We start from the raw sequence: 21,290 nt of genomic DNA, 5'->3' as shown, positions 1-21,290 counted from the left end.
TTAGTTTTAAATGATTTTTTACTCGATTCTTTAATAAAGGTTTCAGGCTTTTCCGCGATTTTATTTTGATTCTTTGTAACCGAAAAAAATTACTTCAAATTTAAAAATTTATCCAAAGCAGAAATCAAATTTGGTGGCCAACGGCGAATAGTTTTTACCCATTCTAAATCTTGATAACGGTTATCCATACCAACAGTTGCAACCCAGTTACTTTCTGCTTCTCCTTGTAATCCTTTTTCCCACAAAGTCGCGGTTAAAGCTGCCCTCATATCAGGAAACATCGGGTATTTTCTCACAAGATTTCGCATTTGACGTAATGCTTCGTCTTTTTGTCCTAATTGATAGAGTGTTACCGCCACATTTGCATTAGCCCAAGCGAAACCAGGAACCATATTAGCCGCTTTTTGATAATCTGCTAAAGCGTCTTCCCACTCTCCTAAACCTGCTTTGGCATTGCCTCGATTATTATAAGCAAGAGCATCATTAGGCGCAAGTTCTAAAACTCGATTATAGTCGGCGATCGCATCCTGATATTGTCCTTGTCCTTCTAGGGCTGCACCTCTGTTTAAATAAGGATCTGTCGCATCTGGCGCTAGTTTAATAGCCTGATCATAATCACTGATAGCTTCTGCGAGTTTATGTTGACTGACTCGCGCATTACCTCGGTTACTCCAGACCGCCGGATTGGTGGGAAAGTCTTGAGTTAGCTGTGTCCAATAGGCTTCAGCTTGCACAAAATCGCCCTTATCGGTGGCTTCTAAGGCTTTTTTGGCGATTTCCTCCCCCTGTTGCAGTTGGGCTTCTGTAAAGGAAATTTTGGGGGTCTGGGCCGCGTAGGCACTCCAAGTTAAACTTAAAATTATCCATCCTGACAATAAACTTAAAAACCAACGTTTCATATGAATTGACCATTATATTTTTTTGAAAAAAAACCGTCTCGTCTTAAAACGCGATCGGTTCTTACTGATTGTTCAAATTGTAACAAAATGTTAAAGAGTTCTAACGTCCACCAACGGTAATGGAATCAACTTTTAAGTGAGGTTGACCTACTGTTACATAGACACTACCACTAACTGAGCCACAGAAACCCGCCGCTAATCCTAAATCTTGGGAACACATAGAAATCTTATTCATAATTTCTTTGGCTTCACCAATGAGGGTAGCACCTTTTAGGGGTTTAGTGATCTTGCCATTTTCGACTAAATATGCTTCATCGACAGCAAAGTTAAATTCACCAGTTGCACCAACGCTACCACCGCCCATTTTTTTACAGTAAATTCCTTTATCAACCGAAGCAAATAAATCATCTAAGGTGTAGTTTCCTGGCGCAATGTAGGTATTTCTCATGCGAGACGCTGCTGCATAAGCATAACTTTGTCGTCTACCGCTACCTGTACGCGGATGCCCAGTTTTCATCGCTCCTGCGCGATCTGCAATAAAATTTTTGAGGATACCATTTTCAATTAATAATGTACGCTGTGCGGGCATTCCTTCATCATCCATATCGATCGTACCAAAGGCATTACTTGATAAACCTTCATCCCAAGCGGTAAGATTTTCGTGGGCGATCTTTTCTCCTTTTTTGTCGATAAAAGGTGTTGTTTTTTGTTCAATTTGAGTGGTTTCTAAAAGATGTCCACAAGCTTCGTGAAAAATTACGCCACCGAACTGATTTGCCATTAAAATTGGATAAGTTCCCGACTCAACATAATCAGCATAGAGCATTTTACCTGCCGACTCCGCCACATCAAGAGCTTCCGTTTGATAATCCCATGTTTTCAAAAAATTGGGATCACTGGTATTTCCGGCGCGTTTTCCAATCGAAGAACGATTAGCACCATCGGCACACAATAAATTATAACCAACGGACTGAGTTAAGCGAATATCACGGGCAAAAGTTCCATCGGAAGAAGCCACTAAAACTTCTTGCCAGTCACGGAAATATGCCGCACGACGGGACTGTACATGGGACGCTTTTTTGTTAATATAATCATTAGCTGATAGTAAAATATCGCCCATTTCTTGCATTGAGCTACTATCACGCAGCCAGTTTTCTTTGCCTTTCGCGCTGGCATAATCTCTAAACATTTCCAGATTAATTTCGGGAATAAAAGCATTAGGAGAAGGAAGAGTTAAACCGAGAATAGATAATCCTTTTTCTAAGGCGTTTTTTAATCCTGTAAAGCTTAAATCATTGGTACTAACATAACAGTCAGCTTTTCCCCTAAAGATTCTAATTCCTGCACCTGTAGACAAACGTGGGGCAATGCTAGTAATTAGATCATCTTCCGCTAAACAACTAATATAATTGACTTTTTCGAGGAAAAATTCGATAAAATCTGCACCCGCAGCACGCCCTAAACCGAGAAGGGTAGACAGAGGAGAAGCCCAAGTTAGATCAAAGCGATCGCTACTCGGTTTATACTGCAAGGAGGGTATTTCTTTGGAGATAAGTAAGGTAGATGGCATAAATAAATAGCTGTCGGCTCAGATTGACGATTGCTGATATCTGTTAGTTTAACAAGTTTGAGAGGGTATCTGAGTACATTGATGATTTCTCTTTCGATTAATCTATTCCTTATACCTCACGATAGAGAAATATTTAAGAAGGATTGAATTAAGATTCTTTATAAATTTAAAATGAGCTAAAATATTTTCTAACTCGACATTTTAATAATAGGAACATGACTTAATGGAACTGTAAAAGTAACCGTAGAGCCTAAACTTTCTCCCATACTATAAAATTCTACTTTTCCGCCCATTGCTTGAACTAGCTTTTGGGAAATAGCTAACCCTAATCCTGTTCCTCCATAGGCTTTGGTGCGTGAGCCATCGACTTGGACAAATTTTTCAAATAATTTAGCTTGTTTTTCTAAAGATACACCAATTCCTGTATCTACTACACTAATTTTTACGATTCCTGGAAACTCTTGATTTTGCCAAATTGTTTTTTTCTTGACTATTTCTAAACTTAGAGATATTCCTCCTTCATTGGTAAATTTAATTGCATTTCCTACTAAATTTAAAAGAACTTGTAATAATTTTTGATAATTTCCATGAACAATAATAGGCGTTAAAGTTTGAGGTTTTTTGATCTGAAAACTAAGTTTTTTACTGAGGGCTTGATGACGGGTCAAAGTATCAACAGTTTGCAATAATCCATCAATTTCAACAGGCATTAATTCTAAATCCATTTTGCCTGCTTCAATTTTAGCTAAATCTAAAATATCATTAATTAAGTTTAATAAATATAAAGCAGATTTGTAAGATTTTTCAATAAATTCTCGTTGTTCTTCTATACTATCTGTCATGCCATCTAAGAGCAACTTTAAAAAGCCAATAATTCCGTTTAAAGGTGTGCGTAATTCATGGGTTGTACTGGTGAGAAATTCAGTTTTAAGACGTGATGCTTCTTGGGCGGCGAGTGTGGCTTGTTCGAGTTCTTTGTATAGTGTAGCATGAGCGATCGCTGTGCCAACTTGCTCGGCTAATTCTTGAATAAAATCGATTTCTGTTTGACTCCAAATCCGACGATGATCGCACTGTTGTAAACAAATTAAACCATTACATTGTTGTTGATGAAAAGTCGAAACAACCAAAACGGAATAAGCTTGTAAATGCTCAGGTTTAATGTGTTCAATAATTACCGATCGCTCTTGTAAAGCTTGTTTCCAGTAAAATTCTGAATGTAAATCTAAACTAATATCTAAAATAGAAGAAATTGAAGATTGACAATATTCGGCTTTTAATGATAATTGATCTTTTGCTGAATCATAAGCAACCATCAAACAGCGATCGACTTGTAACGCTTTTCCGATACTATCTACTGTTTGTTGCCAAATTGTGTCAAGATCCAGAGTACGGCGAATTTGACGGGAAATAGAAGTCAAAAGCTGCTGACAAGAGTCGGGGTTAAAAAAAGAAAAATCTTTTGGCTCTAACGAATGTCCCATCACCAAAACCGTCTGAGGTGCGTTATTTTTAACTAAAATGGGACTCATGACTAATTCAAAAGCAAAACGTTGTTCTTTGTATTCAAACCAACAGCGATATTGTTCTGGGATACGTCGTTCTAAAACTCGTTGCAGTCGCTCATAATAAGACTGAAAATCAATGGGACTAAAAGCGCACTCGGATAATTTACCATTGAGGGATTTATAATCTAATTGATAGATAGGGGCATCAGACCAATAAAAATTGAGATAACGCCCTGTTTGATCCTGTACAAATAGCAATTCTGCCCCAAATGCTGAAGAAATTGACATCGAAGAATCGGTTAAATTCTCTTCTGAGAAGATCGTATTAGAACAAGCAAGGGGTTCAACCAAAGACTTAACGGCATCATACATAGGAATCAACAGCCTTCAACACAAAAGCATCATGTAGACCTAGGATTCCCAAACTATCCGAAAAATTTCGCTACCTTTATAAAAGAAAAATAAAATGGACTGATCTGAGTTAAGTGTTTTGGATTACACTAATTGTGGGCTGGGCTGATCTGAGCATTCCAAAATTAATTAATCATTCCATTCGCCTTTAGGTGGTACAGGTGGATTACGTTTAAAAGTACGAGTCAGATCATCATCTTGATCTTTTTCCCCTCTTAACCATTGTTTAATCGCTGTTTCGATGACTCGACTAGGATCATTCGTGAGATGCTTGATTTGTTCTAAAACGTCTGAGTCAAGATGAATAGAAATCTCGACTTTATCGGTTGTGCGTTGAGTAGGCATGACATTTTCGCTCATAGACTTAATGTTTGGTTCCTAAGAATGCTGGTTCTTCCTCCTCTATTGTAATCATTGGGCTCCTTGAACCATCTTTTATGACATGAAAATTATGCCTAATGATAAAAAATAATTGGCGTTTACGCATTCTAACTCAACTTTCAACAGTAGATGAAAGCTGTACCAACGATGATTGTACCAAGATTTGACAAAGAACTTTACAATAGATTAAGGAATCTTGATTTTTGCAACCCCCAAAGGATATATGACTGATGTTCCTGTTTCTCGCATTCGTAACTTTTCAATTATTGCCCACATTGATCATGGCAAATCTACTTTAGCCGATCGTATGTTGCAACTAACAGGAACCGTCGAACAACGGGAAATGAAAGAACAATTTCTCGACAATATGGATCTCGAACGGGAACGAGGCATTACGATTAAGCTTCAAGCCGCTAGAATGAACTATACGGCTAAAGATGGTCAACATTATGTGATTAACTTAATTGATACCCCAGGACACGTTGATTTTACCTATGAGGTATCCCGTTCACTCGCTGCATGTGAAGGTGCGTTATTAGTCGTTGATGCTTCCCAAGGGGTAGAAGCGCAAACTCTGGCTAATGTCTACCTAGCCTTAGAAAATAATCTTGAAATTATTCCCATTTTAAATAAAATCGACTTGCCTAGTGCGGAACCAGAACGAGTTGCCCACGAAATAGAAGAAATTATTGGATTAGATTGTAGTAACGTTATTAGGGCTTCAGCAAAAGCCGGGTTAGGAATTGATGACATTCTCGAAGCGATCGTACACCAAGTACCCCCCCCACGAGATACAGTAAACGAACCTCTACGGGCTTTGATTTTTGATAGTTATTATGATGCTTATCGCGGTGTGATCGTCTATTTTCGCGTTATGGATGGAACCGTCAAAAAGGGCGATAAAGTTCGTCTGATGGCATCTGGGAAAGAATACCAAATCGATGAACTTGGTATACTTTCTCCCCATCAAATTCAAATTGATGAACTCCACGCGGGAGAAGTTGGTTATTTTGCCGCAGCCATTAAAGCGGTTGCTGATGCTAGGGTTGGCGATACGATTACTTTAGCGACTAAACCGGCGGCTGAACCTTTACCCGGTTATACGGAAGCTAAACCGATGGTTTTCTGTGGTTTATTTCCCACTGATGCGGATCAATATGGTGATTTACGAGAAGCTTTGGATAAACTTAGTTTAAATGATGCGGCTTTATCTTTTGAACCTGAAACCTCTTCAGCAATGGGTTTTGGTTTTCGATGTGGGTTTTTGGGACTGCTGCATATGGAAATTGTCCAAGAACGTTTAGAAAGAGAGTACGATCTTGATCTGATTACAACTGCTCCATCTGTAGTCTATCGCGTTACTTCAATGGATGAAACCGTCGAGGAAATCGATAACCCTAGTCAACTTCCTCCCCCACAACATCGTCTAAAACTGGAAGAACCGTATGTAAAAGTCGAAATTATTACCCCTGAAACTTATGTCGGTACTTTAATGGAATTGTGTCAAAATAGGCGGGGTATTTTTAAGGATATGCGCTTTTTTACCCAAACGCGTACTACTTTGATTTATGAAATTCCGTTAGCAGAAATCGTCACCGACTTTTTTGATCAGCTAAAATCTCGATCAAGAGGTTATGCAAGCATGGAATATCAACTACTTGGCTATCGGGAAAATCCTTTAGTTAAGCTAGATATTTTGGTAAATGGTGATCCAGTTGATGCTTTAGCCATGATTGTACATCGAGATAAAGCTTATAATGTGGGTCGGGGTCTTACGGAAAAGCTAAAAGAATTGATCCCTCGTCATCAGTTTAAGATTCCTATTCAAGCAGCGATCGGATCTAAAATTATTGCCAGTGAACATATCCCCGCATTACGCAAAGATGTATTAGCGAAGTGTTACGGTGGAGATATTAGCCGCAAGAAAAAACTACTCGATAAGCAAGCAAAAGGTAAAAAACGCATGAAAGCAATAGGAACGGTCGATGTTCCTCAAGAAGCATTTATGGCGGTTTTAAGATTAGATAATCAGTAAAAAACTGGCTATTATTTGCGAAATAGCTCAATAGGGGCATTCCGATCAGGCTTTTCGGTCAATCCTAGCTTATTAATCAGCTTAACGACTCCTATCGACATGATCGCCCCTAAAACTAGCCCGATCGCAACAAGAATAGCAAACACATTTAGGGCTTGTCTTTTAACAGCTTTTGTTCTAGCTGTTTCTATCCCAAAATCTTCGGGTGTTTTCTGGGGAAAATTTGAGGCTGAGTCGCCGTTAGAATCATTGGGGAAAAGAGCCATAATAAATAAAATCTATGTGATATGGCTACCTTAACACGATGGAATGCCACTCAGCTTACAGAATTTATCGTGAACTAATTTATTGTTTAAAAAACCCCTAATAAAACCAAAAAGGTAAACAAACTGACAGATAGAATGATCCCTGCATAAATAGCAAACCAGGGTTCTTTGTTCATGTTGTCTAGATACTGATTTACTTTTTGATCTTTGGGTTCAGGATGCCAAATCATCGGTTTCATTGTTTTAATCTCCCTAAATTTTTAGACGATTTATCAACTTATTGTTTGATCATTGCCCAAAACTCTGTCATTCAGAAATCTTTTAAATTACTAACAATTACTTCAGACTTTCTAAATGTCATCCGTCTTTAATTAGTATTGTAAGAAATATCTTTAATAAATACAAGTTAATTTCTTTAAAGATAACCTGTAAAGATAATTGAATAAAAGTAACAGAATTAATAAAAAACCTCTCCTACCGCCCCCTAACCCCCTCCTCGTAGGAGAGGGAACTATGAGGAATTTGTTTATTTGTTGAGAGGGAACTATAAGGAATACTTTTTATAGATTAGAGAGGAACAGAAAGAAAAGTTAACAAAATTAAATACGTGCTAACTGCGTTTTCATTTCTTTTTCGTATTGTTCGGCATTTAATCCTATTAATAGATGAATAACCGAATCAGATAAAGGCATAATTCCTTTTATTCCAGCAGTTCGTAGGGCATTCTCATCGACTAATTCTTGATCCGCTACTTCTAAGCGTAAACGGGTGATGGCGGCCGAATCAACTTTACGAATATTATTTTTACCACCTAGGGCGTTAATCATTTCGCTAACATGAGCTAATTCTTCTGCTTTTAGGGGTTTTGCTTCGATCTCTGTGGCTGCAACTTCGGCGGTTGCGGTGGGTGTCGTGGGTAGGTCGGCGACATCAGCTTCGGGCCCTGCTACTTTAAGATATTCGACCATATCGGTTTTAAGGTTTTCCGAACGGGGGCCAAAGATCGCTTGTGCGCTGTTTCCGACTTGTAATACACCCGATGCGCCAAGTGCTTTAAGACGATCGACATTAACTTTACTCATATCATTAACCGTCATCCGTAGACGAGTGATACAAGCATCGATACTAGCGATATTATGACGACCGCCAAACGCTCTAACCAACGCTTTTGCCATTCCGTAGTCGCCTTCTTCTACACCTGCTGCGGCTGTATCTTCATCTTCTCGCCCTGGGGTTTTGAAGTCAAAGTATTTAATCGCAAATTTGAAAGTAAAGTAATACAATGCTGCAAAAAACGGCGCACCTGCTAGGACTAACCAACTTTTTGTCCCTAAGCCATTAAACAGTAAAAAGTCAATACCACCTTGGGAGAAGGTAAAGCCCATGCGTCCGCCGAGGGTGGTAAATAACCAGTTGCCACAACCCGCCATCAGTGCGTGTATCCCATACAACGCAGGTGCAACGAACATAAATGAGAATTCGATCGGTTCAGTAATTCCAGTTAGAAAAGCGGTAAAAGCAGCCGATAGCATGATCCCGCCAGTTAGTTTACGGTTTTTGGGTTTAGCTGAATGCCACATAGCGATCGCTGCTGCGGGTAAGCCAAACATTTTAAACCAATACGCACCCCCTAAGATACCTGCGGTTTTGTCTCCAGCGAAAAAGCGGGCGATATCACCTCTGACAACTTCTCCCGTTACTGGATTAGTAAATGAGCCAATTTGGAAGAAAAAGGGTACATTCCAAATATGATGTAAACCAAATGGTAGAAGTAATCGTTCTACAACACCATAGATAAAACCAGTAAGCGGAATGTTTCCCCCTTCGGCTGCTGCGTTTGCTGCGGTATTAATTGCATTGCCTACAGGTGGCCAAATTACTGACATGGCAATCCCTAGTAAAATACAGGCTAAACCCGTCAAAATTGGAACGGAACGCTTACCTGCAAAAAAGCCGAGATATTGTGGTAGTTGAAGGCGGAAAAACTTGATAAACATATAAGCAGCCAAGCAACCAACAATTAAGCCACCGAATACCCCAGTATCAAGGGTTGGTATACCTAGTACGGGTTTGAGGGTTTCTGGATCAGCCCCAAAGAGGTGAACGGCTGCCATTCCCATCGACGCGAGAAAAATGGCAAATCCAACGATCGCAGCTACTGCCGATACCCCGTCATTATTGGTGTAACCAATGGCTACCGCAATGGCAAAAATAATCGGTAGGTTAGCGAATACAGCATCCCCCGACGCTCTCATAATCTGGGCTAATTGTTCGGGAATAAACCAAAATCTGGGGCTATTAATGACACCATCTTTGATTTGTTGTAGTTCGATCAGTCTTGCGCTACCGAGTCCGAGGAGTAAACCTGCGATCGGCAAGACGGAGACGGGAAGCATCAAGGCTTTACCCATCTTTTGAAGCAGTGCAAAAGCGTTCTTATACATAGCAGATAATTTGTTTTAATGTTGTATCAATGAATACAAATACTAAATTTCAGGTAACGGTGACACTTCGCGCACTTCGGCACCTGTTTCGGCGCTTAGGGCAAGTTCAGCCATTTTCTGACAGTCAGCAGTATTGAGGGTGCGAATCTGAGCCTTAATCGTGGGAATACTATTAATACTGACGCTTAACTCTTTAACTCCCATACCAATTAGGATCGGAATGGCTTGAGGATCGCTACCAATGCCACCACACACACCAACCCATTTACCGTGTTTATCGGCACCTTTGACGGTTTGAGCAATGAGTCTTAAAATCGCTGGATGCAAACCATCGACATAAGGCGCGAGTTTCGGGTGTCCGCGATCCATTGCTAGAGTATATTGAGTTAGGTCGTTTGTACCAACAGAGAAGAAATCAACTTCTTTGGCATAGAGATCCGCCATCACTGCGGCGGCAGGAATTTCCACCATAATTCCTGTTTTAATGGGGGCTACACCTAAGTTTTGGCGTTCTTCTTCGATCATATTTTTGACCATGTGAATTTCTTCTAAACGTCCAATCATCGGAAACATAACCCAGACTTTACCGACTTCAGAAGCGCGTAAAATGGCTCGAATTTGAGTGCGGAGGATTTCGGGACGATCAAAACCAATTCGGACACCGCGTTCGCCTAAATAGGGGTTTTCTTCCTTGGGAATGGGCATATAAGAAATAGGTTTATCACCCCCAACATCAAGAGTACGAATAATTAAAGGACGTTCTGGCCCCAAAACCTTAGCAATGCCTGAATAAATGGCGGTTTGTTCGTCTTCAGTAGGTGCTTTAACTCGTTCCATAAAGATAAACTCCGTTCGTAGCAACCCAACCCCTTCAGCACCAAGTTTAACCGCTTCTTCAGCATCTTTTTGACTGCCAATATTAGCCACAACTTCGATGCGTTTGCCATCTTGGGTAAGGGCGTATTCCATCGTGTGGGTTAGATCTTCTTCGCGTTTGGCAGCTATTCTGCGTTGAAGATTTGTTACCCGTTCCATTTCTTCGGATGCGGGGTTCAGTTTGAGTTTGCCTTTGGTTCCATCTAAAATAACAGGTGTGCCATCGGCTAAATCTAAGACTCTTGGTTCAGTACCCGCGATCGCAGGTATGCCCATCGAACGCGCCATGATCGAAACGTGAGAAGTCGCCCCACCTCCTACAGTACAAAAACCTTTGACTTTGGTACGATCCAAATTAGCCATATCCGAAGGCGTTAAATCTTCAGCTACTAAGATCGCATTATCGGGATAGCTTGTCTCGGCTTCCACCACACCTGTTAAGATGCGTAAAACACGAGTTCCCACATCCCGTAAATCATTAGCCCGCTCTGCTAATAATTGATTATCCAGTTGTGATAAGATTGTCGCTTGATTTGTAAAAGCTTGTTGCCACGCATAAGCCGCACTTTTGCCTTTATCGATCGCACTGGTCGAAACATCGATCAATTCAGGATCTTCTAGTAATTCTTGGTGTGCTGCAAAGATCGCCGCCTTACTGGGATCACCCTGGGCATGAACTTTAGCCCGTAATGCTTCAATTTCTAGAGTCGCTTGATTGATCGCTTTTTCTAGTTTGCGTCGTTCTTCGTTAGGGTTTCCGCCTTTTTCAGTGACTTTAATTTCCTGTTGTCTGACGACATAAATATAACCAACACCAACTCCAGGAGAAGCAGAAGCCCCTAAAACAATATTAGGATTTTCTGAACGGGGATAGGGTGGCGGAGTGGCAGGGGCAGATAAAGGAGATTGCACAATACTAGCAGGTGCTGGGGCCGAGACTTCCTCGCCTAACCCCGAACGAATAGCCTCAGTCAGTTCTTTAACTGCGAGTTCTGCGTCTTCTCCTTCTGCTACAAGATGAACCGTTGCACCATTGCCCACTTGCAAACCCATCAAACCAGTAACACTACGGGCATTAACTTCTTTATCTCCCATTTTAAGGGTGACTTTAGATTTATATTTTTTGGCAAAATTGACCAAAACCGCCGATGGACGGGCGTGTAGTCCTGTTGGGTTAAGGATGATGATCGGATCGGATGTGACTGTAATTCCTTTCCCGTTACTGGTTTCGGCTTGCACATCTCCTAAATTGAGTTCGAGAATGGCATCACGTCCCGCAGTTACACTACCACTACGGGGCAAAAATCGAGCGACTTGATCGCTATTAGCAATCACAATAACTGTGATCAGACTTTTGGCATTCAATACAAGATAATCTGCATCAAATTCGATCAGTATATCGCCTTTTTTGACGCGATCGCCCTCTTTCACTTTTGGGTTAAAGCCTTCACCTCGCAGTTTTACGGTATCTAAACCGATGTGCATCAAAATTTCTAAACCTTCTGGGTTTCTGATGGTGACAGCATGGTGTGAGGGATGGAGTTGAATCACCTCACCATCACAAGGCGCAAGTAAACTTTGACTAACAGGATCGATCGATATACCATCGCCGACCATTTTTTGAGCAAAAACGGGATCAGGTACTTGATATATCGGATAAATATAGCCAGATAAGGGGGCTATGAGTGTAACTGCTGTTTTACTGGAAATAGGGGCTGTTTGAGTCATAGCTTTAATAGAATTGATTTGTAAAAATTTTGAAAGGATGCCTTAACACTAATTCATCCTTAATGCAACCATTAAAAAAGAAAGCTTGTTCTAATATGTCCCACCCATTGGGTACTATTGCGATCGTTATTTTCTGGATTGAGAATCACCCATACACCAGGAGTAATCGAAATATTGTCATTGAGTTGTAATCTATAGAATGCTTCGATATGATAGGCTGTATTGCGATCTTCGCTAACATCACTATGGGTTACAGTCGGCGGAATACCAAATAAGATACCAGGTAAAAAGCCTTCACCACCCACATCAGGAAAACTCAGTCCAACTGCACCATACCAAAGATCAGCATGATCCCCATTTTGAACATTTTTTGCAACCGTACCACCTCGACCATTACTAAGATCGCTTAATCCTGAATCATGAGCATCGGCACTAATATAGCCTCCCCAACCATGAATCTGTATGTTTGGAGTAATTCGATAATAACCTTGTAGCGTAAAGAAATCCCCCGAAGTTGCAATATCATCACCAAAAGGTTGAATTGCTAGTTTACTTCCTGTACTGGCGGTCAGATCGGTTTGTCCTGCTGTAAAATAGGAACGTGAATAGGCAAATCCGACGGCTCCATTCTCTCCATATAAAGCCAATTGCGCTAGAGCATGATAGGTTCCATTAAATAACCCACTTCCTTCTCTGGGGTTGTTGGGTTCTCCTGCTAGATATCCTAGGGTTAATTCCAAGTTTTTGACAAATCTCAGGTTAACGGCACCACCACCACCCCCGCGACGATAGACTGGGTTATATTCCCCAAATCGTGAAGGGATACCTAATGCGTCATCTGCAATGGTAGGAGGAGTGATCGTATCAGTAATATCGGTATATCCGACACCGACTGGCCCCATTCTGAGCGTTATATAATCGTTGATTGGCGTGAGATAAAATAGGTGAGCGACTTGTACCTGATTCTCTGAATTATCATCGTAGTTCAAACGGGTCATATTTGTTCCCGTCACCTCGGCAATAGAACCAAAGTTACTCATTTGTAAACGAGTTCTTAATAAATCTTTACCTGTGAAGCTACTTTCAAAGTTCATGCGAATACGGTAAGCAAATTGTGTTTCTGATTGATCGCTATCTGAACCAACTGCATCACCGAATGTATCATTTACTGACCATATTACTTGAGCGTTGAGTTTAGTCGTCGTTGAAAATTGATGATCTTCGAGGAATGCAACCCTTGATTCTAGATTATCGATGCGTGTTCCTAAAGCAGCTAATTCCGATTCAAACTCTTGCATTAATCGTTTGAGTTTATCGATATCTTCTCTTAGAACACCGACTCCATCTTGTATCAAACGTTCCATTGTATTTAGACAAGCGTTTAACCCTGCTGCAAATTCCCAACGAGTTAAAGCACGATTTCCGCGAAAGGTGCGGTCTGGATATCCTACTATACAGCCATAGCGTTCGACTAAACTCCGAAGTGCTTCAAACGCCCAAGAAGTCGGTTCAACGTCTTTTAGTTCCGAAACTGAGGTAACTTGTTCAATTGTTTCAGGTGGTTTAGCATTTCCGATATAGCCTGATGGTTGCCGGTTTTGTTGAGCATTGTATCTGATATTTTCTCTGAGGCCTGTAATTGGATTCAATTGAGGCTCTGCTAAAACGGGTGTTACTAGGCCTAAAGAAAGTGCTAGACTAAACCCTAAATTCGTTATGTTAAGCCAGTTTGATTTATTTAGACTATTGTTATGAAACGACATACTATTAAGCTATTTATCAATCATATATAGCTTAGAATATCTCCTTTTGACTTAAGTGTATGAGATAAATTATCAAATTTTAAGATTTTGTTTAAAAGCAACAAATGTTAATTTTTATTTCCCTATTGAATGCTCTAAAGTTATTTAAAATAAAATTATAAGCTAGTTTGATTAAAAAAATAAAATATGTATTTTGAAATACATATAAAAAGATCAGTAAATTAAAAATTATTAAGTTTAAGTTAAAAATTACTTTTTGTAAACGTATGGAATAGTAATAATCATTTGATTATTAACATTACTTTTTTTTCACAATTGATACCATTAATGAAAGTGTAAAGGTTTGGTCACCAAATCTTATAGAATTTAATTTAATAAATGCTATGTATAACGAACAAGTATATTAGTATCAAGTCAAATAAAGCTCCTTGTTCTGAATTGATTGCTCCATTTCTTCTATAGTTGCTGCCTTCATGCTAGGACGGTGTAAGATTCCTGATAAAGATTCAATAGGAATATTGAGGGGAATAATTTTAACTTGTCCCGTTTCATCAATCACAAAATCAACTTTGCTACCTGTATCCAATTTGAGATAATCTCGAATTTCCTTCGGAATGGTTATTTGTCCTTTACTGGTAATCGTTGCATAAATCATTACTTATATTCCTTACCAATAATTATAGTTATATTGATTCGCTGTTACCAGCCCCAGCTACCAGACTCACCCTTAAAGGGGCCGACGATATCGCTTGTGATCCAGCCGCCATAGAAATTACCCGGTTGAGGGGTGACTTTTTCGCCATCGACATAACACGCATCCATCAAAGCGGGATAGAAAGCCACATAATCTTTAATTGGCGCAAAATCAGGCGTTGGATGGGAGTAATACCATGCAGCATTAACCGCTTGTCGATCGCCAACAACGATCGCATAGTATCCCGCCTTTCCTTTCCATTCGCAGAAAGAACCCTGTGAACTCGGCTTGAGATATTCCATTTTAATATCTTCTGGCGGAATGTAATAGACGGGAGGATGACTGGTTTCTAGGACGCGATAGGATTTTCGACTCTCGGCAATAATCACCCCATTAAAGAAGATTTTTAGGTGTTTTGAGACTGGTTCTAGACGAGGCGGCCTCGGATAATCCCAAACTGATTCTTGTCCTGGTTTTGGCGGAATAGGTAAGGGTCGCTGCATAATAAAGTCAAATTGTCAATATTTATTCAGGGTTTTTAAACTCCTGATTACCTTTGACGGGTTTAGAGGGTAAAGGCCGCTTGATAGGTGAGCCTTCGGTGCCTTCTGGTCTTGTGGAAGGTCTAAAAGGACGATCGCTTGGGGTATTACCCATTTCATCTCTAAAAGACCGTTTCTGTCCAAAGGGTCTACCACCACCGCCACCCCGTCTGTCAAAGGGTTTTTTCTTAGAAGCAAAGCCTAAATCTTCTCCTTGCACAATCATGAGACTTGAGCCTTCTAGTTGAACTTGTAAATCCCAAAAACGTTTAAAAGGTCTATTACTCGGTAGCGTTCCTTTTAATTTCAGCTTAAAGAATTTGGGCTTTTCTTCGTCTTTTTTCGGTGATTGACGAATCTTAATAATTACGGATTCTTCTTCAAATGAAGCAAAAATTACTTCACCTCGAATGGAAAAATAACCAGGATTTGGTGTTGTTTGTGTTGCAGTCTCTTCGCCTTCTGGATCTTCTTTATTGAGGGTTTCTGGTTCCCAAACGCCAACAATTTGTACGTGTAAATGATCGTCTTCTTGGCGAGTCCGAGGATAGACAACCCACAAATGAGGTTTTTCAAGATCAAGGTGATTTTTTACTAAACTAATGACCCGACCTAAAACAACCGCGTCTAAGGCTGCACCGTCGGGTGTGACGATATTACCTTTGGTTAATTGCTCATCTTCACGTTGATATTGACCATAAACTAGCCCAATTGCTCTATATTGGCGTGGATGGCTGGGCGGTGGAATGGGTTGATTGCGATCGATTAAACTATCAGTGCTATCTTTTTCAGGGGTTTGAGATGAAACTGAGTCTGATGACGCTTTAAGTTTGATTGGTTTAGAAGGCTTTGGTAATGTAATTCTCGCATCGGCTGGAATGGCAGTCGGGGCCACCTCTTTTGGATGTAAGACGCGAGGTGCTTGGGGTGCTTGAGCCGTAGATGGTCGTACTGGAGACACTGTAGTAGGAAGGGTTGGAACCTCTATAGGTTGAGATGGCACTATTTCCACCTCATCAGATGATGGCAGCCCAGAAATAATATCAGGCGTTGTCACCTGAAGCTGTTCGGGTTCAGATGATTTAGGCGGCTTTGTTTTTTTTGGTTGTTTGGGTGATTCGGATGACCGATTCACTGGAGGATTCATATTATACTCCTAGGGGCAACAGACACACTAAATAATAAGAAATTTATACTAGAGAGCTTATTTAACTCACTAGGATAATTTATAGATTCGTTAATCAAGGCTTGGAGACTGCTTCAAGATCAATTATCTTAAAAATCAGTTGCCACGGCAAAGCCTTTGATTAAAGTTGACTGTCTGCTAATTGTACTCAATAACGAGTCGGAAAACAGATAGATTCGTTAACTTTGTTTAAGCTGATCGAATGATCTTTCTTCTAGGATATTCTCTATGAGTACTTCTCAACAAAAGCCAAAACGCTGGTTATCTATTAGTTTAGCGATTATGGTTTTTGCTTTGGTATCTTTTTCGATGATGCCTCTAATTAGTAGTTTTTTTCTCGTCTCAAATCAAACGAATCATAGTTTACCGTCTTCTTTACCCTCGAAATGGGATACAGAAGCATTGGGTTATCAAATGGTTTTGCAGCGAGAACCCGATAATCAAAATGCCTTGAGAGGTTTACTGAATGCTCGTTTAAAACAAGGTAATCTAAGAGAGGCGATCGCACCTTTAGAAAAGTTAGCCCAGTTAAATTCGACTCAAACAGATTATTCAATTTTACTGGCTCAAGTACAACAACAAATTCAGGATTTTGAAGGAGCAAACACCACTTATCAAACGCTTTTAGCCTCTCATCCTGAAGATATGCGGGCGTTAAAAGGGTTAGTTGATTTGTTGCTTTTACAAAATAAAGCTTCACAGGCTATTAGTTTAGTCGAACAAACCTTAGCTAAAAACAAAGAAACAAAACAAATTGATGTTAATTCCCTTGATCTACTGTTAGGGGAAATTTATGTCGATCAACAACAATGGGATCAGGCGATCGCTATTTATGATCAAGCGATTCAAACCGATCCTAAAGATTTTCGCCCTGTTTTAGCAAAAGCGCTCGTTTTTAGAGAACAAGGACAACAAACTTTAGCTACGCCCCTATTTGAAGAAGCGGTAATGCTTGCCCCCATTGAGTACAAAGATGAAGTTAAAATGATGGCAGTTAGTAATTAACGTGAGTTTAATATAAGCTAAAACTTCTATTCTCTCGTTATCATGTCTTCTTCCAAGATTAACTCATTCGCGGTTTTGTTGTGGAAGAAGGGTCGGTCGTTGAAGTTCGATCCCCTGTTTTTTTGCTTTTTGAGCCATACGACGGATAAACACTCTTCTGGCTTCCATCCCGTCTGACGTGTCTCGATGAGCCACTATGTAATGTGCTAACTCATCTCGGCTCATTAGCTCAAAATTCGATTCACTCATGATTAGTCTTCTCCAAAAAGATCATCTTCATCCAAGAAAGAACCATCAGGGTAGATGTAATAAGCTTTCGTCAGTTCCCATTCAGAAGAATTGACAGGTGTGCCAAAGATCGCCAAATAACATCCAAAATAAAAACTCTCCAAATCTGGGGCCAAATCATACAGAAGTCCGCTTCTTTGCCAATTAGCTCGAATCAGTTCGTAAAGTTGCCTCAGTTGAGCTTCTGTTGGTTTCATCCAACGCCAAAGAAATATAATTTTAGGATATCAAATATTTAGATACTGTTGGCGAAAATAGTCTAAGCATAATTCAAAAATAATACGAGCAAGAAACTTACTACAAATTTCTCCAGACAGAACAAAAACTATTTTTCAAGATAAGCTGAAAGTGTGATTTTGAACTGACGTTAATTAAAGAGTATCCAGATGAGTTTCGACGACTTCTAGATACTGACTTTCAAGTAAAAACGAGCCTTTAGCGAAACGAACTCCCCAATAACCCCCCGGACGACGATCGATCACAACTCCTTCTGCACCAATTTCTAACAGATCCGCCGGTCGCAGCATAGGCATCGGTTCGGCTGTTTTAAGATAGGGGGGAAGAGTAATTAAGCGGACTTTTCCCCCAATTGTTATATTTTCACTCATGATGCGTTATGGTACTTGCCAGATCCTTTGATGATAATCTTCTAACTTAGCATAGGGATCGCTATTTCCATGATGATGATGGTGATGATCATGGGAATGATTATGATCATGGTGATGGTGATGATCGGATAATGCAGCAAGTCGAAACTTACACATTTCACAATTCATTTGTACTTGTCCCAGTTGAGTTTCGATTTCCCGTTCTCGAACAAGCTGTAATATTTGGGACTGAATACCCATTTCGGGTAAACCAGTCATGGAAATATGAGGATATTTCTCTTGCTGAGTGGCTGTAATGTTATAGATTTTTTTGACTAATGCACCTGTAAACAAAAAGTATGGTAGTACAATAATACGTTTAGGTTGGTATAAAGAAGCACGACGAAACCCTTCTTCTAAACGGGGATGAGTGATCCCAATAAAACAAGTTTCGACGGTTGAATAACCGCTACCTTCCCATAGTATTCTCGCAAACTTATAAACATCGCCATTTGCATCGGGATCACTCGATCCTCGACCAATAAATAATAATACTGTTTCAGAACGAGGGATATTATGAGGATTAAATTCAGGTTTGTCTAGTTGAGCTAATCTTTCTCGCCATAGCTCAATCAGACTGGGTGTAATGCCTAAATGACGACCATAATAAAACTTTACTTCAGGATGACGCAAACGAGCGCGATCGAGTTCATTGGTCACATCAAATTTATTATGGCGGGCAGCAAACAATAAAAGAGGAATCGCTGAAATTTCGGTGTATCCTTGAGATACGCAATAATCTACCCCATCTTGAATCGTCGGGACACTCAATTCGAGAAAACAAGGAATAACGGGACGCGATCGATCTAATTCTTGGTAAGCGTTGGCAAAGTCGATAAAGGTTTGACGACCGTCTTCATCCTTTGTACCGTGACCGATAATGAGTAAAGGGCGATTTAGAGGTAGTGGAGTTAGATTTAATGATTCTATATGACTAGATGTGACGAGCATTAACTCGATGTTCTCCTTAGCTTGAAGGGGTGTAATCAGACGCTTAGTTATCTTAACTGATTCTAGATTTATCTTAAATGCAGGGGAAGGGCTTGAAGGGGCGACAAATAGATATTGTCAGAATATTAATCCCGCTTTGTGAATGATGGAAGATGAAAAATTATTTAGGTCATTATTAGATCATTAATATTTTCAGGGATTAAAATCCCTGTCTTAAAGCTTAAGTCCGTTAAAACGGACTAAAATCCTTATAATTAGTCTGTTTCAACCGACGGGGCTTACAAGGTCAGCCGTACGACGGCAGACACAGCCCCTCGACTTTAGCTGTGAGACAGTGAATTTATTCACTGGTGGTATTAATACTTTCTTTCTTGTGGTTCAAACATATTAATCACGACAGGCATATAATTAATATCAATACCAGCCGAAGAATAATAAGCTAAAGTGTGTTGTAGGAAATTACCATCATCTCGACTGGGATAATCTTCTCTAGAATGTGCGCCCCGACTTTCTTTACGTTGATAGGCTGAGGTTAAAATAATCTCGCCGACCATCATAATACTTTGTAATTCTAGTGCTTCGATCAACTCTGTATTCCAAAATTGATCTTTATCATCGAGATAAATATTATTGTATTGTTGCTTCAATTGTTGTAGTTTTTCTAAACCTTCTTTCATGACGCTTTCACTGCGAAACACGCCGCAATGTTCCGTCATACAATCTTGAAATTGTTGTCGCAAATGGCCAATACGAATGGTTCCCGTTTGTTCTAATAAATCTTGGATACGTTTTCTTGCTTCTTGTAAATATAATTCGGCGTTTATTTCAGGATACTTGCGCTTTTGCACATATTGTGCTATAGTTCTGCCTGTGCGTCGTCCATAGACTACACATTCTAAAAGAGAATTGCTTCCTAAACGGTTCGCACCATGTACCGAAACACAAGAACATTCACCAGCCGAGAAAAACCCTTCAACCAAACTATCTGGACTACGGCGCACTTGACCTTCTGTATTAACGGGAATTCCACCCATACAATAGTGTACCGTCGGACGTATTGGCATCATTTCCACCACAGCATCAATACCTAAGAGTCGATGTGCTTCTTCCCAAGCGAAGGGAATACGACTCATAATCTTTTCGCGTCCCATATGACGCAAGTCGAGATAGACAAAAGGTCCCCCCGCACTACCATCAGGATGAACACCTCTTCCGGCACGTATTTCAAGAGTAATGGCGCGAGAGGTAATATCACGGGGTGCGAGTTCCATGCGTGAGGGTGCGTAGGTTTCCATAAAGCGTTGACCTTCGCTATTAATAAGATATGCTCCTTCTCCGCGTACTGCTTCGGAAATTAAGACACCGACTGGATAAAGTCCCGTTGGATGGAACTGAACAAACTCCATATCTTCTAGGGGAATACCAGCCATCGCGGACATGGCTAATCCGTCTCCTGTCGAAGCGTAGTCATTGGATGTAGTATTATAGACCCTGCCATAACCTCCAGTGGCGAACATCACCGCTTTAGCGCGAATGACATCTAATGCACCATCTCGAATACGATAGACAACAATTCCTTTAGCTTCTCCTTCTTCTTGAATGAGTTGCATAACGTACCATTCCTCGTAGAGATGGACATTATTGCGGCGGAGGTTGTTGACGAGTTCGTGTAAAATAGCATGACCAGTTTTATCGGCAGCGTAACAGGTTCTATTGTGGGAATGTCCACCAAATGCCCTTTGTGCAATTCTGCCATCCGGAAGACGAGAAAATAAAACCCCTAAATGTTCTAAGTCGATTAACACATCGGGGGCTTCTTGCGTCAGAATAGCAACAGCATCTTGATCCGCTAAATAGTCAGATCCTTTGACGGTATCAAAGGCGTGTGCTTCCCAAGTATCAGTCGGATCAACATTTTTTAGGGTGGCGGCGATACCTCCCTGTGCTGCTACGGAATGGGAACGAATGGGGTGTGTTTTGGCGATAACTGCTACATCAGTATTGGGGGCAAGGCGTTTAATTTCTAGGGCGGCACGACAACCAGCTAAACCACCGCCTACTATTATTACATCGTGTTCTCTCATTTTTGGATCGTC

General features: G+C 40.4%; 19 protein-coding genes. 2 read left to right on the top strand and 17 right to left on the bottom strand.

What is annotated here, in order from left to right; translation table 11 throughout:
- Positions 1–89: 89 nt before the first annotated feature.
- The 4 genes from C7H19_RS17655 to C7H19_RS17640 form a co-directional block, all read right to left on the bottom strand.
- Entirely contained in the window at positions 90–899 is an 810-nt protein-coding gene (locus C7H19_RS17655) for a tetratricopeptide repeat protein (RefSeq protein ID WP_106458245.1), read from the bottom strand.
- A 100-nt stretch (positions 900–999) separates the two neighbouring features.
- Complete coding sequence (locus tag C7H19_RS17650) at positions 1,000–2,469, bottom strand: TldD/PmbA family protein (protein WP_106458244.1); 1,470 nt, start codon at positions 2,467–2,469, stop codon at positions 1,000–1,002.
- A gap of 188 nt (positions 2,470–2,657) precedes the next feature.
- Entirely contained in the window at positions 2,658–4,265 is a 1,608-nt protein-coding gene (locus C7H19_RS17645; protein ID WP_245927610.1) for a GAF domain-containing hybrid sensor histidine kinase/response regulator, read from the bottom strand.
- Between the two features lie 252 nt (positions 4,266–4,517).
- On the bottom strand, positions 4,518–4,748 hold the full coding sequence (locus tag C7H19_RS17640; RefSeq protein ID WP_106458242.1) for a type II toxin-antitoxin system CcdA family antitoxin: 231 nt from the start codon (positions 4,746–4,748) through the stop codon (positions 4,518–4,520).
- Positions 4,749–4,992: 244 nt separating this feature from the next.
- Here C7H19_RS17640 and lepA point away from each other — a divergent pair, with 244 nt between their 5' ends.
- On the top strand, positions 4,993–6,804 hold the full coding sequence (gene lepA / locus C7H19_RS17635) for a translation elongation factor 4 (protein ID WP_106458241.1): 1,812 nt from the start codon (positions 4,993–4,995) through the stop codon (positions 6,802–6,804).
- An 11-nt stretch (positions 6,805–6,815) separates the two neighbouring features.
- Here lepA and C7H19_RS17630 read toward each other — a convergent pair whose 3' ends face one another.
- From C7H19_RS17630 to C7H19_RS25795, 8 genes are all read right to left on the bottom strand, one after another.
- Positions 6,816–7,070 carry a hypothetical protein gene (locus C7H19_RS17630; RefSeq protein WP_245927608.1) on the bottom strand — a complete coding sequence of 85 codons (255 nt, stop codon included), beginning with the start codon at positions 7,068–7,070 and terminating at the stop codon, positions 6,816–6,818.
- Between the two features lie 86 nt (positions 7,071–7,156).
- Entirely contained in the window at positions 7,157–7,309 is a 153-nt protein-coding gene (locus tag C7H19_RS25800) for a hypothetical protein (protein WP_181280654.1), read from the bottom strand.
- Positions 7,310–7,669: 360 nt separating this feature from the next.
- Positions 7,670–9,514 (bottom strand): glucose-specific PTS transporter subunit IIBC, encoded by a 1,845-nt coding sequence (ptsG, locus tag C7H19_RS17625; RefSeq protein ID WP_106458240.1) that lies wholly within the window; start codon positions 9,512–9,514, stop codon positions 7,670–7,672.
- Between the two features lie 42 nt (positions 9,515–9,556).
- A complete protein-coding gene (ptsP, locus tag C7H19_RS17620; RefSeq protein WP_106458239.1) occupies positions 9,557–12,118 on the bottom strand; it encodes a phosphoenolpyruvate--protein phosphotransferase in 2,562 nt (853 codons plus the stop codon).
- A 71-nt stretch (positions 12,119–12,189) separates the two neighbouring features.
- Positions 12,190–13,881: an iron uptake porin gene (locus C7H19_RS17615; RefSeq protein WP_106458238.1), complete on the bottom strand. Its 1,692-nt coding sequence runs from the start codon at positions 13,879–13,881 to the stop codon at positions 12,190–12,192.
- A gap of 409 nt (positions 13,882–14,290) precedes the next feature.
- Positions 14,291–14,536, bottom strand: coding sequence for an AbrB/MazE/SpoVT family DNA-binding domain-containing protein (locus C7H19_RS17610; protein ID WP_106458237.1), 246 nt, complete (start codon positions 14,534–14,536; stop codon positions 14,291–14,293).
- 44 nt (positions 14,537–14,580) lie between these two features.
- Complete coding sequence (locus C7H19_RS17605; protein WP_106458236.1) at positions 14,581–15,078, bottom strand: DUF427 domain-containing protein; 498 nt, start codon at positions 15,076–15,078, stop codon at positions 14,581–14,583.
- Positions 15,079–15,100: 22 nt separating this feature from the next.
- Positions 15,101–16,012, bottom strand: a complete 912-nt coding sequence (locus C7H19_RS25795; RefSeq protein ID WP_425428915.1) for a hypothetical protein — start codon at positions 16,010–16,012, stop codon at positions 15,101–15,103.
- 519 nt (positions 16,013–16,531) lie between these two features.
- Between C7H19_RS25795 and C7H19_RS17595 the strand changes: the two genes are divergently transcribed.
- Complete coding sequence (locus C7H19_RS17595) at positions 16,532–17,308, top strand: tetratricopeptide repeat protein (RefSeq protein ID WP_106458235.1); 777 nt, start codon at positions 16,532–16,534, stop codon at positions 17,306–17,308.
- Between the two features lie 63 nt (positions 17,309–17,371).
- On the opposite strand, the gene C7H19_RS17590 is transcribed toward C7H19_RS17595, so the two are convergent.
- From C7H19_RS17590 to C7H19_RS17570, 5 genes are all read right to left on the bottom strand, one after another.
- Positions 17,372–17,557: a DUF6887 family protein gene (locus tag C7H19_RS17590; RefSeq protein ID WP_106458234.1), complete on the bottom strand. Its 186-nt coding sequence runs from the start codon at positions 17,555–17,557 to the stop codon at positions 17,372–17,374.
- Positions 17,558–17,559: 2 nt separating this feature from the next.
- A complete protein-coding gene (locus C7H19_RS17585) occupies positions 17,560–17,793 on the bottom strand; it encodes a hypothetical protein (RefSeq protein WP_106458233.1) in 234 nt (77 codons plus the stop codon).
- 174 nt (positions 17,794–17,967) lie between these two features.
- A complete protein-coding gene (gene sipA, locus C7H19_RS17580) occupies positions 17,968–18,204 on the bottom strand; it encodes a regulatory protein SipA (protein WP_106458232.1) in 237 nt (78 codons plus the stop codon).
- Positions 18,205–18,210: 6 nt separating this feature from the next.
- Positions 18,211–19,194 carry a sirohydrochlorin chelatase gene (locus C7H19_RS17575; protein WP_106458231.1) on the bottom strand — a complete coding sequence of 328 codons (984 nt, stop codon included), beginning with the start codon at positions 19,192–19,194 and terminating at the stop codon, positions 18,211–18,213.
- 356 nt (positions 19,195–19,550) lie between these two features.
- Entirely contained in the window at positions 19,551–21,278 is a 1,728-nt protein-coding gene (locus C7H19_RS17570; protein WP_106458230.1) for a succinate dehydrogenase/fumarate reductase flavoprotein subunit, read from the bottom strand.
- Positions 21,279–21,290 lie beyond the last annotated feature (12 nt).

The sequence above is a fragment of the Aphanothece hegewaldii CCALA 016 genome, assembly GCF_003007785.1.
Classification (GTDB): domain Bacteria; phylum Cyanobacteriota; class Cyanobacteriia; order Cyanobacteriales; family Microcystaceae; genus Chroococcus; species Chroococcus hegewaldii.
This window is presented reverse-complemented; position numbering and strand designations above follow the sequence as displayed.

Coding starts and splice junctions, on each gene's coding strand:
- C7H19_RS17655 (WP_106458245.1), bottom strand. CDS start 899: ATGAAACGTTGGTTTTTAAGTTTATTGTCAGGATGGATAATTTTAAGT.
- C7H19_RS17650 (WP_106458244.1), bottom strand. CDS start 2,469: ATGCCATCTACCTTACTTATCTCCAAAGAAATACCCTCCTTGCAGTAT.
- C7H19_RS17645 (WP_245927610.1), bottom strand. CDS start 4,265: ATGTCAATTTCTTCAGCATTTGGGGCAGAATTGCTATTTGTACAGGAT.
- C7H19_RS17640 (WP_106458242.1), bottom strand. CDS start 4,748: ATGAGCGAAAATGTCATGCCTACTCAACGCACAACCGATAAAGTCGAG.
- lepA (WP_106458241.1), top strand. CDS start 4,993: ATGACTGATGTTCCTGTTTCTCGCATTCGTAACTTTTCAATTATTGCC.
- C7H19_RS17630 (WP_245927608.1), bottom strand. CDS start 7,070: ATGGCTCTTTTCCCCAATGATTCTAACGGCGACTCAGCCTCAAATTTT.
- C7H19_RS25800 (WP_181280654.1), bottom strand. CDS start 7,309: ATGAAACCGATGATTTGGCATCCTGAACCCAAAGATCAAAAAGTAAAT.
- ptsG (WP_106458240.1), bottom strand. CDS start 9,514: ATGTATAAGAACGCTTTTGCACTGCTTCAAAAGATGGGTAAAGCCTTG.
- ptsP (WP_106458239.1), bottom strand. CDS start 12,118: ATGACTCAAACAGCCCCTATTTCCAGTAAAACAGCAGTTACACTCATA.
- C7H19_RS17615 (WP_106458238.1), bottom strand. CDS start 13,881: ATGTCGTTTCATAACAATAGTCTAAATAAATCAAACTGGCTTAACATA.
- C7H19_RS17610 (WP_106458237.1), bottom strand. CDS start 14,536: ATGATTTATGCAACGATTACCAGTAAAGGACAAATAACCATTCCGAAG.
- C7H19_RS17605 (WP_106458236.1), bottom strand. CDS start 15,078: ATGCAGCGACCCTTACCTATTCCGCCAAAACCAGGACAAGAATCAGTT.
- C7H19_RS17595 (WP_106458235.1), top strand. CDS start 16,532: ATGAGTACTTCTCAACAAAAGCCAAAACGCTGGTTATCTATTAGTTTA.
- C7H19_RS17590 (WP_106458234.1), bottom strand. CDS start 17,557: ATGAGTGAATCGAATTTTGAGCTAATGAGCCGAGATGAGTTAGCACAT.
- C7H19_RS17585 (WP_106458233.1), bottom strand. CDS start 17,793: ATGAAACCAACAGAAGCTCAACTGAGGCAACTTTACGAACTGATTCGA.
- sipA (WP_106458232.1), bottom strand. CDS start 18,204: ATGAGTGAAAATATAACAATTGGGGGAAAAGTCCGCTTAATTACTCTT.
- C7H19_RS17575 (WP_106458231.1), bottom strand. CDS start 19,194: ATGCTCGTCACATCTAGTCATATAGAATCATTAAATCTAACTCCACTA.
- C7H19_RS17570 (WP_106458230.1), bottom strand. CDS start 21,278: ATGAGAGAACACGATGTAATAATAGTAGGCGGTGGTTTAGCTGGTTGT.